Source organism: Martinezella lusitana (assembly GCF_010668395.1).
Lineage (GTDB): Bacteria > Pseudomonadota > Alphaproteobacteria > Rhizobiales > Rhizobiaceae > Rhizobium > Rhizobium lusitanum_A.
This window is the reverse complement of record NZ_WUEY01000012.1, coordinates 158,003-175,491: the sequence shown is the minus strand read 5'-3', so window position 1 is coordinate 175,491 and position 17,489 is coordinate 158,003. Positions and strand designations below refer to the sequence as shown.

The 17,489-nt window shown below is 60.3% G+C and carries 11 protein-coding genes and 5 pseudogenes; 9 read left to right on the top strand and 7 right to left on the bottom strand.

Annotated features, from left to right (window positions below):
- Nucleotides 1-27: 27 nt before the first annotated feature.
- The 3 pseudogenes from GR212_RS37785 to GR212_RS23560 form a co-directional block, all read right to left on the bottom strand.
- A pseudogene (locus tag GR212_RS37785) lies at nt 28-301 on the bottom strand (DUF421 domain-containing protein); the annotation flags it as partial.
- 276 nt (nt 302-577) lie between these two features.
- A pseudogene (locus GR212_RS23565) lies at nt 578-775 on the bottom strand (IS110 family transposase); the annotation flags it as partial.
- 5 nt (nt 776-780) lie between these two features.
- Nucleotides 781-1,833, bottom strand: a pseudogene (locus GR212_RS23560) (IS3 family transposase); the annotation flags it as partial.
- Nucleotides 1,834-2,018: 185 nt separating this feature from the next.
- Between GR212_RS23560 and GR212_RS37235 the strand changes: the two are divergent.
- From GR212_RS37235 to GR212_RS23545, 3 genes and pseudogenes are all read left to right on the top strand, one after another.
- A pseudogene (locus GR212_RS37235) lies at nt 2,019-2,246 on the top strand (damage-inducible mutagenesis protein); the annotation flags it as partial.
- Nucleotides 2,164-3,678: a DNA polymerase Y family protein gene (locus GR212_RS23550; protein ID WP_204326724.1), complete on the top strand. Its 1,515-nt coding sequence runs from the start codon at nt 2,164-2,166 to the stop codon at nt 3,676-3,678. The pseudogene GR212_RS37235 and the gene GR212_RS23550, both read left to right, overlap by 83 nt.
- Nucleotides 3,675-4,234: pseudogene (locus GR212_RS23545) on the top strand (PHP domain-containing protein); the annotation flags it as partial. The gene GR212_RS23550 and the pseudogene GR212_RS23545, both read left to right, overlap by 4 nt.
- Before the next feature lie 219 nt (nt 4,235-4,453).
- Here GR212_RS23545 and GR212_RS23540 read toward each other — a convergent pair.
- The 3 genes from GR212_RS23540 to GR212_RS23530 all read right to left on the bottom strand — a co-directional run bounded on the left by GR212_RS23540 (nt 4,454) and on the right by GR212_RS23530 (nt 9,348).
- Nucleotides 4,454-6,259 carry a thiamine pyrophosphate-binding protein gene (locus tag GR212_RS23540; protein WP_163990056.1) on the bottom strand — a complete coding sequence of 602 codons (1,806 nt, stop codon included), beginning with the start codon at nt 6,257-6,259 and terminating at the stop codon, nt 4,454-4,456.
- Nucleotides 6,260-6,364: 105 nt separating this feature from the next.
- Nucleotides 6,365-7,672 carry a histidinol dehydrogenase gene (gene hisD / locus GR212_RS23535; protein ID WP_163990054.1) on the bottom strand — a complete coding sequence of 436 codons (1,308 nt, stop codon included), beginning with the start codon at nt 7,670-7,672 and terminating at the stop codon, nt 6,365-6,367.
- 59 nt (nt 7,673-7,731) lie between these two features.
- The gene (locus GR212_RS23530; protein ID WP_163990051.1) at nt 7,732-9,348 is read right to left on the bottom strand and encodes a GMC family oxidoreductase; all 1,617 of its coding nucleotides are present in this window, start codon (nt 9,346-9,348) and stop codon (nt 7,732-7,734) included.
- A gap of 92 nt (nt 9,349-9,440) precedes the next feature.
- Between GR212_RS23530 and GR212_RS23525 the strand changes: the two genes are divergently transcribed.
- Nucleotides 9,441-10,352 (top strand): LysR family transcriptional regulator, encoded by a 912-nt coding sequence (locus GR212_RS23525; protein WP_163990049.1) that lies wholly within the window; start codon nt 9,441-9,443, stop codon nt 10,350-10,352.
- On the opposite strand, the gene GR212_RS23520 is transcribed toward GR212_RS23525, so the two are convergent.
- Nucleotides 10,342-11,559 (bottom strand): ROK family transcriptional regulator, encoded by a 1,218-nt coding sequence (locus tag GR212_RS23520; RefSeq protein WP_163990048.1) that lies wholly within the window; start codon nt 11,557-11,559, stop codon nt 10,342-10,344. The genes GR212_RS23525 and GR212_RS23520 overlap by 11 nt on opposite strands.
- Before the next feature lie 355 nt (nt 11,560-11,914).
- Here GR212_RS23520 and GR212_RS23515 point away from each other — a divergent pair, with 355 nt between their 5' ends.
- From GR212_RS23515 to GR212_RS23495, 5 genes are all read left to right on the top strand, one after another.
- The gene (locus tag GR212_RS23515) at nt 11,915-13,276 is read left to right on the top strand and encodes an aspartate aminotransferase family protein (RefSeq protein WP_163990046.1); all 1,362 of its coding nucleotides are present in this window, start codon (nt 11,915-11,917) and stop codon (nt 13,274-13,276) included.
- Between the two features lie 74 nt (nt 13,277-13,350).
- Nucleotides 13,351-14,178: a PIG-L family deacetylase gene (locus GR212_RS23510; protein WP_163990044.1), complete on the top strand. Its 828-nt coding sequence runs from the start codon at nt 13,351-13,353 to the stop codon at nt 14,176-14,178.
- Complete coding sequence (locus GR212_RS23505) at nt 14,175-14,873, top strand: hypothetical protein (RefSeq protein WP_163990042.1); 699 nt, start codon at nt 14,175-14,177, stop codon at nt 14,871-14,873. Before GR212_RS23510 ends, GR212_RS23505 begins: the two co-directional genes overlap by 4 nt.
- 197 nt (nt 14,874-15,070) lie before the next feature.
- Nucleotides 15,071-16,330 carry an ABC transporter substrate-binding protein gene (locus GR212_RS23500; protein WP_163990040.1) on the top strand — a complete coding sequence of 420 codons (1,260 nt, stop codon included), beginning with the start codon at nt 15,071-15,073 and terminating at the stop codon, nt 16,328-16,330.
- A gap of 214 nt (nt 16,331-16,544) precedes the next feature.
- Nucleotides 16,545-17,489, top strand: a complete 945-nt coding sequence (locus GR212_RS23495; RefSeq protein ID WP_163990038.1) for a carbohydrate ABC transporter permease — start codon at nt 16,545-16,547, stop codon at nt 17,487-17,489.

Genomic DNA, 17,489 nt, shown 5'->3' with positions numbered 1-17,489 from the left:
TTTAAACGAGACGTCGAGTTTGAGATCGGAGCGGGCCGCTTCCATCACCTCCTCCTTGTCGAGCCGCCATTCCGCTCGCCGCAGCGGCCGCTGACCACAGCACCGCCGGCATGCAGTCGATCATATGTGCGGCCTTAGGTGACCGGCGCTTAACGTAGGAGTGCGATATCGGTCATGAATAGCGTCAGGATCAGAAGGATGGAATAAGTGATCGAAAAATCGTCGCCGAGCATCGCCTGCTGGATGGTTGGGATATGACGGGCATGATGACAAGATCGAACGGTTTCATCGGCGCAACCGTCCCAATAGACGGCTGATGACTAGGTTCAGGATCTGTAATTTGCAGAGCTTGGCGGTGTTTCCCTTGAGAGTTTCAAGGATCTGTCCGCACTGATGGCTGCGAGCAGCGATCGTGCTGTATCGGGTTTCACAAGGCCGAATGTTGCATTGACTCGAAGCGGGCTTTCTGGCCCATCCGGTAACCTTCGCAGATCATTCGTCCCTGCGTTCCCTCTCGGGACACCGCCCTCGGATCAGCTATCCGGCTTCACCACTGGCAAGCAGATTCTACTTCATCTTATGCTTCGAACAAAGTGCCATCGCGCAGCATGGCGTGCACGATGACGGCCAGATGACGCGCCAGCGCTACACGCGCCTTTCGCAGTCCGCGCCGCTTGGCGATCTTCATGGCCCATCCCTTGAGAGCGAAGCTGCCACGACTGCGGGTGAGGATCGAGTCGGCCGCTGCGTAGAGGAGCTTTAGCACCATGCTGTCAGCGCTTCATAAAAGTCTCTACGCCAATCCTCCATCTTTTCGCGGGCATCCGCAAGGGTCAGGAACCAGTGTTGGTTCAGGCATTCCGCTCGGAAGCGGCCGTTGAACGTGAGGAGGGAAAAAGCAATCGATCCAGCGAATCGATTGCCCCGACGCAAGATGAAGGCGTTATCGGTCGGTTTTCCAGGGCGTGAGAAGTCCAGCGTAACGCCCTTCGCATAGGCCCAGAGGTCGAGATCGCGCGACACGAACTCCGTCCCTTGATCGACACGGATGGTACCTGGCGACATGCTCGTTCAAGCGTTTGCACAACGTCTTCGCCGCGATAGCTGTGCCGCGGATCAAGCACCGGCACATATCGCGAGAAGGTATCAACCACCGTCAGGACACGCAGTTTCTTCCCAGTGGCGAGCTGGTCGTGCACAAAGTCCATCGCCCAGACATCGTTTGGTCCGATAGCCATCTGTCGATCTTCCCGCAGCTTGGCTTTCACTCTGCGCTTCGGTGTCTTGTTCCTGAGTTGAAGGCCCAAGTCCCTATAAATGCGATAGGTCCGCTTGATATTGGCACCCCAACCCTCACGCTCCAATAGCACGTGCACGCGACGATAGCCGTACCGGACGCGGGTCTCGCAAATCTCACGAATGCGACGTTCCAGACCGGCCTGGTCGGCGCGGCGAGAGGTGTAGTGGTAGGTCGACCGGTCGAACTTCAACGCTCCACACGCACGCCGGATCGAGATCGCCCAATCCTGGCACATGACCTTCACCATCTCCCGCTTGCGACCAGGCCTTAGAGCTTTCGCCGAATGACGTCCTGCAGCATCTCGCGGTCCAGCGTCAGATCCGCGACGATCTTCTTCAGCCCCGCATTCTCGTCCTCGAGCTGCTTCAACTTCTTCATCTCCGGCGGCAGCATGCCCGCGTATTTTTTCTTCCAGTTGAAATAGGTCGCCTGGCTGATCCCTGCCTTCCGGCAGATCTCAGCAACCGACACGCCTTCATCACCCTGCTTCAGAATGAACGCTTCTGTGCGTCCGAAAACTGCGATGCCTTCATCGTCTTCCGTTCCTTTCCCAGCTTGGAAAATGCACCGGAAAACTCTAACCAAAATTGGTCCAGTTTGAAGGGTTCAGATCATCATTTCTGGCCTCAGGCGGCCTGTTTTTCCAGCGAGGATTTTAGGGCGAACTCGGCGGGCGTGATGCTGCCGAGGGCCGAGTGGGGTCGGTTGCGGTTGTAATCCGACGGCCTCGACGACACGATGGAGGGTGAGCGTGCTGCCGTCGGAGGAGTTGCCAGTCGCAGGCGTTGGCCGCCCACGATGGCTGGCCGAGTTGATGCGCGTGAAAGCAGGATAATGTGCTGAGTTTGAAATAGGAGCCTGTGATGCCAAGGGTCGTGTGTGTCTACTTCCCCACTCTGCCAACAGACCGGATACGGCGACATGGAGAGGGAGCCGTGCCAGCTGATCAGCCCCTCGTCGTCATTTCCAAATCGGGGTCGAAACGCTGGATCTCGGCTGCCGACACCGCCGCGCGCAAACTCTGTCTCAAGGTTGGCATGCCGGCGAGCAAAGCCCAGGCCGTCGTCGCCAACCTCACGATGGTCGATGCTGATCCTAGCGCCGACGCCGCTGCCCTAGAACGGCTGGCGCTGTGGGCGCTCCGGCAATACAGCCCGGTCGTCGCCGTCGATGGTGTAGATGGGATCGTCATGGACACCGAAGGCGCTAATCACCTGCAGGGTGGCGAAGATCTGCTGATCTCCGGGCTTGTCAATGGGTTGAGGGGACGAGGCCTGACCGCACGTGCTGCCGTCACTGACACCTGGGGAGCAGCGCATGCGATCACCCGCGTGACGTCGGCTGAAACGACGGTTGTCCCGATCGGCGGTGTTGCGAAAGCGGTGACTGGCCTGCCGATCCACTGTCTGCGTCTTCCACCAGACACAATCCATGGACTGCGGGTGATGGGCGTCGAGACGGTCGGTGAACTCTCCGCAATGCCACGCGCGCCCGTGACGCTGCGATACGGTCCCGAAGTCGGCCGGCGGCTGGATCAGCTCTTTGGGCGAATGGCAGAACCCATCGAACCATTGCGCACTCCTGAGCTTGTCGAGGCAGCGAAGAACTTTCAGGAGCCGATCGGCGCGGCGGAGACGATCGCCAAATATGTGCGTCGACTAGTCGGCGAATTGACCGCCAAGCTGGAGACACATGGTCTCGGCGTCAGGCGTTCCGATCTCGTCATCCACCGCGTCGACATCACCCGCCAGTGCATTCGAGCCGGATTGGCAAAACCGGTGCGTGACCCCACCCGACTGTCAAAACTTCTCTGCGACCGCATCGAGAAAATCGACCCCGGCTTTGGCATCGAACGCCTGGTGCTTGTCGCCATCATGGCAGAGCCACTCGAGAAGCGGCAGGCAGCGTCCTCTCTGATCGAAGAACCCGTGTTCGACGTGACACCGCTTGTCGACATTCTCGGCAATCGCGGCCAGCGGCTTTACAAGGTCACGCCTGTTGCTTCCGACGTTCCCGAGCGATCGGTGATGCGCATCGGCCCGACGGCCGACGAAACCGGGGCGACATGGGCGGCAAAATGGCCGAGGCCGTCGCGGCTGCTGGCGAACCCGGAGCGCATCGACGTCGCCGCTCTGCTCCCTGACCAGCCGCCGGCCGTCTTCACCTGGCGCGGCAAGCGCAGGCGCGTAAAGCGGGCAGACGGCCCTGAGCGGATATTCGGCGAGTGGTGGCTTCGGCCGAGAGAACATGCCGCCGTTCGCGATTATTTCGTTGTCGAGGACGAGGCGGGCGAACGCTACTGGGTCTATCGCGCCGGTGACGGGGTGGATGCCGAGACGGGCTCGCACCTCTGGTTTCTGCATGGGGTGTTCGGATGAGATATGCCGAACTTCAGGTCACCACGCATTTCTCGTTCTTGCGGGGAGCCAGTTCGGCCGAGGAACTGTTTGCCACAGCGGCAGCGCTTGGTATCGACGCCCTTGGCGTGGTCGATCGCAACTCGCTTGCCGGGATCGTGCGGGCACGGGAGGCGGCAAAGATCACGAGCGTGAGACTGATCGTCGGGTGTCGGCTCGATCTTTCCGACGGCATGTCTATCCTGGTCTACCCCACCGATCCGCCAGCCTATTCGAGACTGACCCGCCTGCTTTCACTCGGCAAGAGCCGGGGAGGCAAGGGTATGCCGCTGGCCTGATTGCCATCATGATCCCGGATGAGGCCGACGAGACTTATGCAGGCCAACTCAGGAAGATCGCCGCAATCTTCCGGGACAGGGCTTACGTTTCTCTGTGCTTGCGCCGTCGCCCGAATGATCGCTTGCGGCTTCACAATCTCTCGAACATGGCCGCTCGCCATAAGGTAAAGACGGTCATCAGCAACGATGTCTTGTTTCATGATCCAAGCCGCCGGCAGTTGCAGGACATCGTCACCTGCACCGTTGGCCGAGAGATTCATGCTATCCGCGGTAGCCCTTTGCTCTCTTCCAAACGATACCCTTTACGACTGCCTCGTCCCGAGCTTGCTTTTGGGGGTTTTCTTGGCCGCGTCGAATTCAAAAGACGGAGATTGTCAGGGCTTCACCGTGAATGTTTCCATGGTACCCCGCGGAAAGGCCAGGCTGTCTGGCCTTCCCAATGTCGTGCCACAACTAGATCAAAATCCGCGCTTCTTCTCATATCGCTCGCGGTATTCGCCGCGGTTCGCGGGAACCGTGATATCCCACCACCCGGTCATGTGCATGTTGCTCCAAGGACGATCAAGCGAGCAGATCACCTCGACCATGTAGGGCTGGCGAGATGCGAGTGCCCGATTGAGCGCGTTGCCGATTTCTGCCGGATTTTCGACACGCTCGCCTGCTGCACCCAACGACTTCGCGAAGTCGGTGCAGTTGGCCATCCACGAATTGCCGTCCGGTGTCTTGAAGTTGGTGATCAGTTCACGATCCTCACCGAATAGATTTAGCTGCAAATTACGAATTCCACACCAGCCGCCGTTGTTCAGGATCAGGAAGACGGCAGGAATGCCCATCATGACCGCGGTAGCGAGCTCCTGTCCGGTCTGAAGGAATGCACCATCGCCGCAGATGCAAACGACTGGCTTATCGGGTGCGCCTAGCTTGGCACCGATTGCCGCCGGCAGCGCGAATCCAATGCCGGAGAAGCCGCCAGCCGTAAGGTGTTGCTTCGGACCGTACACCGGGAACTCGTTGTAAACCTGGTTCTGAGGGCAACTTGAATCGGTGACGATGATAGTGTCACGTGGCAGCACTTTGCGGGCCTCCGCGAGCGCCTGCGAGATCGTGATCGGTGAGTGGTTTGCCTCCTGCTGCGGGCGCAGATGCTCAACCCACTGAGCCTTCAGGTCCTGGAAGCGCTGGAAGTACTCCGTCCCCCGATATTCTCTCGCCGGGGCTTTTTCGAGCTCGGTCAGCAACGCCGACAGGACCGCATGGGCGTCGCCGAGGATGCCAACTTCTGCCGGATAATTCTTGCCGATCTCGAAACCGTCGATATCGACATGGATCAGCTTGGTCTTCGGGATGTCGAACGTGACGCCCTGGGTATAGGAAGACGTGACACGGTCGCTGAAGCGGCAGCCGAGCGAGAGGATCACGTCGGCTTCGCGGGTCATGGCGTTGCCCGAGAAGGAACCCATGTCGCCGCAGGGCCAGGCATAGAGCTCGTGATCCTCGGCAATCGCGCCCTTGCCGTTGAAGGATGTCGTCACGGGAGCGCCGAGACGTTCTGCCACCTTTACCAGCAGGTCGGTCGCTTCGGCCGCGATGACGCCGCCACCTGCAAGAATGACCGGCCGCACTGCAGACAAAAGCAGCTGGGCGGCGCGGGCAATCTCTCCCGGGTCCCCATGCAGCCGGCCGCGGGGGCGACGCTGCTCGATCGGCGCGAGCTTGACCTCGGCTTCCTCGGCCTGGATGTCCTGGGGGAAGTTGATCAGAACGGGTCCGCGGCGGCCCTCAAGCATCGCGTTGAATGCGTGGCTCATCACTTCCGGAAGCTGCTCGACGTGAGACGGCTGGAACCAGCGCTTGACGACGGGTTCGGCCATTCTCGGGAAATTGTCCGCATGCGGACGGTCGATTTCCTGAAGGACACCTTTCCCGGTGAAATAGGTATGCACCGCGCCGGTGATGACCAGTTGCGGCATGGAATCCATGAATGCCGTGGCGATACCTGTCAGCGTGTTGGTGGCGCCCGGTCCGATTGTAACGCAGACGGCCGCGACTTGGCCGCTGGCGCGATAATAGCCGTCGGCCATATGCGATGCGCCCTGTTCGTGCATCGCCGGAATGACGGTCAGTTCGTCCTGCCGGTCGACAAACGCATCCATTAGCGCGGTGTTGCCATGGCCGGGGATCGCGAAGACATATTTCACGCCTTCCCGGACGAGGTATTCGGTGACGATCTGGCCGCCTGTCAGGCGTTGGGTGGGCTGGTCCATGTGTTCCTCCTTAGTCTTCGGTGACGGTCGGTCTCGCGCCACCTCGATCCAGTGATAATAGGCATGGGCCGGAACCTGTCCGGCCCGCTAGATAATGAAGGTGAGCTATTCCGCCTTGCCGCCGTAAGGCACGTTCTTGCCTCCGTATCGGCGAACCCGGATGTTCGCCTGTTCGCCATGCCCGGTGAAACCTTCCAGCGCGCACAGGCGCGAGCAATATTCGCCGATGAGCGTCGAGGCCTCGTTGGTGAGCACGCGCTGGTAGGTGCAGGTTTTCAGGAATTTCCCGACCCAGAGGCCGCCGGTGTAGCGAGCCGCCTGCTTGGTGGGCAGCGTATGATTGGTGCCGATCGCCTTGTCGCCATATGCGACGTTGGTCCGCGGTCCGAGGAACAGGGCTCCGAAATTGGTCATGTTCTTCAGGAAGTAATCAGGATCCTTCGTCATGACCTGCACGTGTTCGAACGCCAGCTGATCAGCGATCCGCACCATCTCCTTGTCGTTCTCGGCCACGATCACCTGTCCGTAGGCAGCCCAGGACTTTGCGGAGATTTCGGCAGTCGGCAGGATCGTCAGGATACGCCCGATTTCAGCGATGGTGTCACGCGCGAGTTTCTCGGAGGTCGTCAGAAGAATTGCCGGCGAATCCGGTCCATGCTCTGCCTGGCCGAGAAGGTCGGTCGCGCAAATCTCGCCATCGACGGTATCGTCGGCAATGACCAGGGTTTCCGTCGGGCCCGCGAAGAGATCGATGCCGACGCGGCCGAAAAGCTGACGCTTTGCTTCGGCGACAAAGGCATTGCCGGGTCCGACCAGCATATCGACGGGGGTGATCGAAGCCGTACCAAGCGCCATAGCGCCGACAGCCTGGATGCCGCCGAGGCAGTAGATCTCATCGGCACCTGCCATATGCTGGGCCGCGACGATCGCCGGAGCGGGCTTGCCCTTGTACGGTGGTGCGCAGGTGATGATGCGCTTCACCCCTGCGACCTTCGCGGTGATCACCGACATATGGGCGGAGGCGAGAAGCGGATATTTCCCGCCCGGCACGTAGCAGCCCGCGGCGTTAACCGGAATGTTCTTGTGTCCTAGGACGACGCCCGGAAGCGTTTCGACCTCAATGTCCATCAGGGCGGCGCGCTGGTGCTGCGCGAAGTTGCGGACCTGCGTCTGGGCAAACTCGATGTCCTTCAGGTCGCGATCCGAAAGCTGGCTCATGCACGCCTGGATCTCGGCATCGCTCAGGCGATAGTCATCGCGCTGCAGGCCGTCGAATTTGATCGAGAGGTCGCGGATAGCGGCGTCACCGCGCGCTTCGATGTCCGCGAGCGTCCGCTCCACAGTTTCGCGCACACTGTTGTCGGCGGCACGAACAGCCTCGGCAGTTGCGCCGCGTTTCAACCAATTTGCCATCGTCTTGTTCTCCTCAAGCGGCGCCCGGAAGCGCCATCACTTTTCACGCATTTGAAATTCTAGGCAGTTTTCCTGTCCGCCAGGATCATGTCGGCACCCTTCATGGCGATCATCGCAGTCGGGGTGTTGGTGTTGCCTGAGACGATCAGCGGCATCACCGACGCATCGACAACCCGCAGGCCGTCGAGCCCGATGAACCGCAGACGATCGTCCACCACCGCATCCGGATCCGACCTCAGTCCCATCCTGGCCGTGCTGGTCGGGTGGAAGATTGTCGTGCCGATATCGCCGGCTGCCTTCGCCAAGGACTGGTCATCGTCACCGACAGAGGGGCCGGGGAGATATTCTTCCGGGTGAAGCGAGGCGAGGGCAGGCTGGCGCATAAGTCGCCGGGTCACGCGTATTGCATCGGCCGCCACTTTCCGGTCCTCGTCGGTCGACAGATAGTTCGGTTTGATGAGCGGCGGTTTCGTCAGGTCGGTCGTGACTGTCTGAACGATGCCACGCGATGTGGGCCTGAGGTTGCATGCCGCAACCGTGATCGCGGAAAACCGGTGCAGTGGGTCACCGAACTTGTCGAGCGACAGCGGCTGGACATGGAATTCGATGTTGGCGCGCTGCTGATCGGGATCGGATTTGGTGAAGATGCCGAGCTGAGATGGCGCCATGGTGAGCGGCCCCCGGCGGCGGATCAGGTAGTCCAGCCCCATCAGTCCCTTCGAAATGGGATTGTGATAGCTGTCGTTCAGGGTCTTGGCGCCTTTGACACGGTAGATCGCGCGCTGCTGCAAATGGTCCTGAAGGTTGCGGCCGACACCGCGCCGCTCAAGGATCGGCTGGACGCCCATCTGCAAGAGCCATTCGCCCGGCCCGATCCCAGACCGGTGGAGGATCTGCACGGAGCCGATGGCGCCAGCGCTCAGGATGACTTCGGCCTTGGCATATGCAGCCTGGACGGAACCGTCGGCACGCCGGTAGGAAACGCCGATCGCGCGTCCATCTTTGATAATCAGCTTATCGACCAGGACGCCCGTTTCGAGGGTGAGGCTCTTCCGGTGCAGGACCGGCTTCAGAAAGCCGCGAGCCGATGACCACCGGCGTCCGCGCTTCTGGTTCACATGGAAATATCCGGTGCCGTCATTCCGGCCGAGATTGAAATCGTCTGTCGGCGGCACGCCGATTTCTCCGGCGGCCTTGCGCACGGCATCGAGCACGGGCCACGATATGCGGGGAGCTTCGACCCGCCACCCGCCGCCAGCACCGTGAAAAGGGCCTTCGCCGAGAAAGTGGTCTTCCATCTTCTTGAAGGTGGGCAGGACATCGTCCCATCCCCAGCCTGTCAGGCCCAGGCCTTTCCAGCTGTTATAGTCGGCCGCCTGACCGCGCATGGCGATCATGGCATTGATCGATGAGCACCCGCCGATGACCTTGCCGCGCGGGTAGGCAAGTGAACGGCCATTCAGTCCGGGTTCGGCTTCAGTGCGGAACATCCAGTCGGCGCGCGGGTTGCCAATCACAAAAAGATATCCGACCGGGATGTGAAACCAGATCCAGTTGTCATTGCCGCCAGCCTCCAGCAGCAGCACGCGGTTGGCGGGGTCTTCCGAAAGCCGATTGGCGAGGATGCAGCCGGCGGTACCAGCTCCCACGACAATATAATCAAATTTGTCCATCATATTGATTATTCCTCTTGTGAAAGGAATGCTTCGATATGGCCGAGATGACAACCACCAATATTACACATACAATGTGAAAAAACGGGTGCTGAATGGACTGGGACGACCTGCGCGTATTTCTCTGCATCGCCCGGACGGGGCAAATAACCGAAGCCTCAAAGCTGCTCGGCCTCGACCATTCGACGATCAGCCGGCGGCTGGTGCGGCTCGAAAGCGGCCTCGCGGTGAAGCTTTTCAATCGGGCGGGGAGGAGGCTGAAGATCACTCCCGCGGGGGAGAACCTCGTGGCGGTGGTCACGCATATGGAATCGACCCTGCTCAGCGAGATCGGCTCGGTTGCTGGCGACCTGGAGGAGATTTCCGGAACTATTCGTATCGGCGCTCCCGAAGGGCTCGGCGCGGCATATCTCAGCGCACATCTCAACGAGCTACGCGCCGAGTACCCGTCGCTGGATATCGAGCTTGTCGCTCTCCCGCAGAATTACTCGCTGGCCTCGCGTGAAGTGGATATCGCCATCACCCTCGATCGCCCGGGTACCGGAAGCATCGCGACCCGGCGATTGACAGACTACGAGCTCGGATTTTTTGCGTCAGACAGCTACATTCGCATCCATGGAGAGCCATCTGCGCTCCAGGATATCGATGCTCACATACTGTGCGGCTACATACCCAGCCTGCTGCATACACGGGAACTCGACTACCTCGACGCACTCGGTTTCAAACAGAGGCCCGCGCTTCGAAGCACCAGCATTATCGCGCAGCGCCATATCGTGGAGACCGGGCAGGCCATCGGTATCCTGCCGTTCTTCATGGTGTCCGAAGGTGCGGGGCTCAAGCCACTGCTGGAAGACTTCCGCCTGACGCGCAGCTACTGGCTCTCCGTTCATGAGGATCTCAGGCATATCAGACGCGTCCGGGTGACCGTCGATGCACTTGGCGCGCTGTTCCAGCGGCACCAGTCGCTCTTCCGCCGCTTGCCGGCTCAGGCTGCGGTCACTTCTTGAACAGGGCCGAATAGCGAGGCGAGAAGCTCCGGCCGATCGGCTCCGATGCAGCGCCTCGGGCAGGTGCCCAGATATCGGCGAGGCCGCGCATCATTCGCGGACGGTCTTCGGCCAGCCCGGGCGCCTTGAGGCGTTCAAGCAGGTCATCGAGGAGAGCCTGCGGCGCGCTGCCACAAAGCACGATCGCCTCCGGCGCGAAGACCAGCTCCGTCATCGCAAGGAGCCATCCGATTTCCCTGGAGGCTTGGGATAGCCAGGCCTGATACTCGGGGCCGGATTTTTCGGCGATCTGGGTGATCACCGTGAAGAACTCGGGGTCGGCGGGGTCGAGTTCCAGAGACTCGCTCAGCGCCGCAAGCGTGGCAAGCCGTTCTAAAAGCGGTCTCGACTCGCATCCGGGCTGGGCCGGGATCAGGCCGACGTCGCCGGCGTTGCCGTTGCGGCCATTGTAGAGTTCGCCGTTGATAACGATACCGGCCCCCAGCCCGTATCCGAGATAGAGGCAGACGGCATCCTTGACGCCATGCAATCGCCCCGCGATCATCTCTGCCATCGTCGCTGCAGCCGCGTCGTTTCGCAGGCTGACGACCAATCCTGTTTCCGATTCCAGGCGGGAAACGAGGGGGAAGCTCTGCCAGCGCGCCATGCTGTAGACGTCCGCCGTGACGCTGCGCGCCTCGTCGATCCCGAATGGGCCGGGCATTGCCACGCCGAGCCCGACCAGGCGGGCTTCGAGCTCGGGGCGAAGGACTGCGGCATCCTTGCGGGTGCTGGACAGGAGATCGAGCAGATCCTTGAAGCCTCGGTCGGGGTCCTCGGCATTCAGGCGCGCGCGCTGGCGCACCACAACATCGCCACACAGATCGACAATGACCGCTCGGGCTTCGTGTCTGTCGATGTGAAGACCGATGGCATACGCCCCGTTGGGAGCCAGCACATAGGGAACCGCCGGGCGTCCGGGCACTTCGCGGGCGACAGTATCCTGCGCCATGATCATGCCTTCGCGTTCCAACTCGTCGACGATGTTGGAGACGGCCTGCTTCGACAGCTTGGTCGCCCGGGCAAGATCTGCCCGGGACATCGCCCGATTGACGCGGATCGCGTCGAGAATAACGCGACGGTTGTGCGCATTGGCACCTTCGACATTCGCGCCGAGTATGGCCCTCGGAGCCCGTCCACCGGTGTTTTCGGGTCCGTCTGCAAGCATTGAAAATTCACTCATAAAAAAAGGATTGACATGCAATGAAACTTTTTGCAAGTATTAGTCCATCAAGTGGACAAATAGGGCGAAAGAGCTGATCCCTTGAGATACTGGCAAGCGGTTTGTCAGTTATCGGATCGTCAGACGCAGCGGATCTGCTTGTGGCTGGCGCTTACAATGGGAACAAAGCGGGAGACCGTCACACAATCAAGTTCCGGGCGTGCGGCCTGGACTTCGCGACCCCGTAGCGGTGGCTGCGGAGAGCTTTCGAACGTCCAATGTGATTTCGGCTTTAGGCAGACGGTGCATCCGCCCTGTGATCCAAGCCTGCAAGAACACCATTTATGAGGGATGAAGGACCATGACGACGCAATCAGACAGCAATCTCCCGGCATTGCTGAAATCGGCACTCGATCACATGATCATTCCGATCGTGAGCCAGTCGGAAATTGCAACGAATGGCCTTTCCATCTACGCCCGGGGCGAGGGTTGCCGTCTCTGGACCGAGGATAATCGCGAATACCTGGACATGCTCGGCTCGCCGACCCGGGCAAACACGCTCGGATACGGCAATCAGGAGATTGCCAAGGCTGTCTACGACCAGCTGGTCAACGTCCATTTCGTCGGTACCGCGGCCAATACGACAGAGCCTGCCATCAGGCTTGCCGAGAAGCTGTCCGAAATTCTACCCGGGGACCTCTCGCGGATCTTCTTCGTCAGCACCGGATCGGAAGCAGTCGAAGGCGCCCTGAAGCTTGCGAAGCAATACCACCAGGCCAAGGGCAAGAAGCCGCGGGCCTACAAGGTCATCTCGCGTTGGAATGCCTATCATGGCGCCACGATGGGCTGCCTTTCGGTGACCGACTGGCTTCCGGTGCGTAACATCCCGGATCCGCGTGTCCCCGGCAACAGCTTCATCCCGAGCCCGACGCGCTACAGAAACCCGTTTGGCGTCACGGATGAAGTTTGGGCGGAGATGTGCGCCACCTATCTCGAGAAGCAGATCGAGCTTGAGGGACCGGAAAATATCGCAGCCTTCATCGGCGAGCCGATCATGCAGGCTCATGGCGTTCAGATCCCGACGCAGAACTACTGGAGACGTGTCCGCGAGATCTGCACGAAGCACGACATCCTCCTCATCTGCGACGAAGTCATCACCGGCTTCGGCCGTACGGGCACATGGTTCGCGTCCGAACAGTTCGGGATCGTGCCTGACATTATCACGATGGCGAAGGCCATGAGCGCTGGCTACGTCCCGGCCGGCGCCGTCGCAACGCGCCCCGAGATTGCCGACGCCATTCCGATGTATCGCAACGTCCACACCTATAGCGGACACGCCGGCGCCATGGCCGCGTCACTCAAGGTGATCGAGATCAAGGAGCGGGAAGGGCTTCTTTCGAAGGCACGGAACAACGGTGTCTATCTGCAGGAAGCACTGCGCTCCGCGCTCGGCAGCTCTCCGATCGTCGGCGAAGTCCGGGGCATCGGCCACTGGCACGCCATCGACTTCACAAGCGACAAGGCGACGAAGGCCCCCTTCGAGGACGAGACCGTCAAGGCTGTGATGAACTCGATGCATGAAAAGGGCGTATTGGTAACGGCAATCGGACACTCCATCGAGATGTCTCCTCCGCTAATCGCCAGCCGGGAAGAGCTCGACAAGGCTGTGGAGGTCGCGGCTGCGGCGATCGATGAGGTTTCCAAGGCACGCGGCTTCGGCTGAGTGCAGATGAGTTCCGGTCGCAGGCAGGACCTGCGACTGGCCGGACTGCGGGTATGGAAGGGTAAGGAATCGAAGTGACAACGCTGGGCAATCTCACGAAAGACGACCGGATCCTGATCCTGTCACCTCATCTTGATGATGCAGTGCTAAGCGCGGGAGGTTTGATCGAGCGCGCGGTGAGGCAGCAGTGCCCGGTCGTGGTCGGTAACATTTTCACTGCGGACACGCATGTCGAAGGCGAACCGTCACCGCTGGTGAAGGAATTGCACGAATGGTGGGGTCTGGGAGCGAATCCTTATCAGGTTCGCCGCGACGAGGACGCCGCATCGCTTGCGCTACTGGGCGCGGAAATTGTCCAGGGCAGATTGCTGGACTCCATCTACCGCACAGGCCCGGACGGAGAGTTTCTGTATCCGACCCGCGAGGCCGTCTTCTCTCCGCCAGTCGCAGATGATCCGGCATGGAAGGAGTTAAAGTTTCTTCTCGCGTCATGGCTGGAGGCGATCCCCCCGAGCATCGTCTTGTGCCCGATGGCGGTTGGGCGGCACGTCGACCATGTCGTCACGACCGAGGCGTTCAGGCAGGACGCCGGCCAATGGGCCGCGGATGTGTATCTCTATGAGGATATTCCATATTCCGCGGGGTTCTTTCCTCCGAAATTCCCGGACAACGTGCCTGCTGCACGCGAGCGGAGCGGATGGGAGATCGGCGATCACGTCGATGTCGCGGTCGACTTTGCGGCCAAGTTTACGGCCATCCTAAAATACGCGTCACAGATTGCGGAGATCTTTCCTGGACGTGATCCCGAAGCGGAGCTGCGCCGCTACATGAGTTCCAGCGAGGACGGAGCCTACCGGGAGCGTTTCTGGAAGGTTCGAAGGAATGAGGAGGAGAAGCGATGAGCGATTTCAACAAGCGCCGTGCGCTCGCGTTCGACGGCAAATTCGTCCGTGCGGAGCTGATTGAAAATGCCCGCGATGTGGCGGTGCACGGCGTTGTCACCAACCTGTCCAACGTAAAGATGGTTGTCGGCGGTGACGTTCCGGGCATCATCCCGCCCTGGAAGTCGACGATCCTTCGGGGCGGCCTGATCGCCAGCGCCGAGCGGGTTTCCGTTGTCGATGTTCCCACGGCCACCAATCTCGGCGGCGTGGTCTTCGACGGTTGGGACTGGTTCGGCGATCGGATGGCGGAATTTCCGCGCCATACGCCGCTTTACATCTCTCCGAAGGATGTCGCGGGTTCGGTTCGGGTCAATCCCTGGCATTTCGCGAATGCTCCCCAACCGCGAGAGGAGAGTTCCGATTTCGAGATCCGGCTCAATCTTTGGTGGGCGCCACCGAAGACGGATGCCGGCATTCATAACACCCACGATTTCCTTGAAATCCACACGCAAATCTCCGGCAACGGCCGGATCCAGATCTTTCGCGATCAGGCTGGCGCCGATCTCTACCGCGAATTGTCCACGGCGCCCGGCGATACGCACGACCCGATCCTTCAGGTCGAGGGCGTACATGCGTTCCGCTACCCCTGGCACCGCGGTTGGACGGATGAAGGCTGTATTTGGATGGCCATCGAGCTGCATCCAAAAAGGTAAGCAGGACAGTCGTCCTGCCAAGGTTCGCCGGAGACGTGTTCCGGCGAAATGAAGAGTGACATCTCTGACGTGAAGCAAATCCGGACAGGCTGCCTGTCCGGGTAGGGGAACTTTTGCGCCCTAGCGGGTCGTCAGGGAAGAGCGTGCAGGAATCAACGCGGCGTCAGGATGACGCTAGAACAGAGGGAGCAAGGCATATGAAATACACGGCTATTTTGCTGGCTGCGACGGCACTTGGAGGCTTCGCTGCGAATGTGCAGGCGGCAGACGCAACGGTGACGATCGAAAGCTGGCGCCAGGATGACATCCAGGTTTGGCAGCAGAAGATCATCCCGGCTTTCGAAGCCAAGCATCCGGGCATCAAGGTGGTGTTCGCACCGACCGCCCAGACGGAATACAACGCTTCGCTGAACGCCAAGCTCGATGCCGGTTCCGCAGGCGACATCATCACTTGCCGTCCGTTCGACGCGTCGCTCGAGCTCTTCAAGAAGAAGCAGCTTGCCGATCTCACCGAACTCAAGGGCATGGAAAACTTCACGCCGGTTGCCAAGGCTGCCTGGTCGACCGACGACGGCAAGCAGACTTTCTGTGTGCCGATGGCCTCCGTTATCCACGGCTTCATCTACAACAAAGATGCCTTCGACAAGCTCGGCATCTCTATCCCGAAAACGGAAGACGAGTTCTTTGCCGCCCTGGACAAGATCAAAGCTGACGGCACCTACATGCCGATGGCAATGGGCACGAAGGAAATGTGGGAAGCCGCAACCATGGGCTACCAGAACATCGGCCCGAATTACTGGAAGGGTGAAGACGGCCGCGCCGCTCTGATCTCCGGCAAGCAGAAGCTGACGGATGCCGACTGGGTCAAGCCTTACGAAGAGCTTGCCAAGTGGAAGCCTTACCTCGGCGACGGTTTCGAAGCCCAGACCTACTCGGACAGCCAGAATCTCTTCACGCTCGGCCGTGCAGCGATCTATCCTGCCGGTTCGTGGGAAATCGCGCTGTTCAACAGCCAGGCACAGTTCAAGATGGGCGCCTTCCCGCCACCGGTTCCGAAGGCGGGCGACCAGGGCTACATCTCGGATCATCCAGATATCGGCGTTGGCCTCAACATCAAGTCGGCCCATGCGGCAGAGGCGAAGACGTTCCTTGAATGGGTTGCGTCGCCTGAATTCGCCGAGATCTACGCGAACGCGCTGCCGGGCTTCTTCAGCCTGAACTCCAACCCGGTGAAGATGAGCGATCCGCTGGCTCAGGAATTCGTTTCCTGGCGCGGCCCGTACAAGTCGACCGTCCGCTCGACCTATCAGATTCTGTCGCGCGGCACCCCGAACCTCGAAAACGAGACCTGGGTTGAATCGGCCAACGTCATCAACGGCACCGATACGCCTGCCGTCGCCGGCGAGAAGCTCCAGAAGGGCCTCGACAGCTGGTACAAGCCCGGCGCTGCCAAGTAAGCCGAACGGGAGGTCGCGGACCCGCCGGCGGCCTCTTCCGACTAACGTGAATGTCGTTAGCGACAGGGCGCCGCCGATGTCCTGTGCGAAGGATTCAGCGATGTATGCTCGGCCTGGTCAGGGAAGAGGACGGTTTCTTACTCCAAGGAATGCGCCCGGACTTGCGGCATCTCCAGGTTCCGGCGACGTGCATGAAATCCAGAGGGAAACTGCGATGAATGAAAAAATCGATGGCACAGTCATCGACGTGAGGAAGGCAACCCGATGGCATATCGGTGTCTTTCTGCTTCCGGCGTTTCTCGTCTACTCGGCCGTTATGATCCTTCCGCTCGCCGAGACGCTGCGGCAGTCCTTCTATAACGATGTCGACGGCGCGCTCACCTTTGTCGGCCTGGCGAATTACAGGGTTCTCTTCGGTGACGCCCGCTGGTCGCACGATCTGTGGAACGCCTTCCGCAACAACCTCGTCTTCTTCGCCATACATATGTGCGTTCAGAACCCGATCGGAATCGCGCTTGCTGCACTTCTTTCGACAAGAAGGCTGCGCTTCGCAGCCCTCTACCGGACGGCGATCTTCCTTCCGGCTCTCCTTTCTTTCGTCATTGTCGGCTTCATCTGGAAGCTGATCCTGTCGCCGATGTGGGGTGTTGCGCCATACCTGCTGGACCTCGTCGAGCTGAAGTGGATCTTCGCTCCCTGGCTCGGCCGCACGGATTCCGCGTTGGTGGCACTCTCCCTGATCTCGGTTTGGCAATGGATCGGCGTGCCGATGATGCTGATCTACGCGGCACTCCTAAGCATCCCGGACGAGGTGATTGAGGCGGCCGAGTGCGACGGCATCACCGGATGGAGCCAGTTCTGGAAGATCAAGCTTCCATTGGTGCTGCCGGCGATCGGCATCATCTCGGTCCTGACCTTCGTCGGAAACTTCAACGCCTTCGACCTGATCTACACGGCGCAAGGTGCTCTTGCAGGCCCTGACAGATCGACGGACATCCTGGGGACATTCCTTTACCGGACGTTCTTTGGATATCAGCTGCAGCTCGGCGACCGGTCCATGGGCGCGACAGTGGCGACGGTGATGTTCTTGATCATTCTCGCCGGGGTTTCCCTCTATCTGTTCACCATCCAACGGCGTCTTCGCCGCTACCAGTTCTGA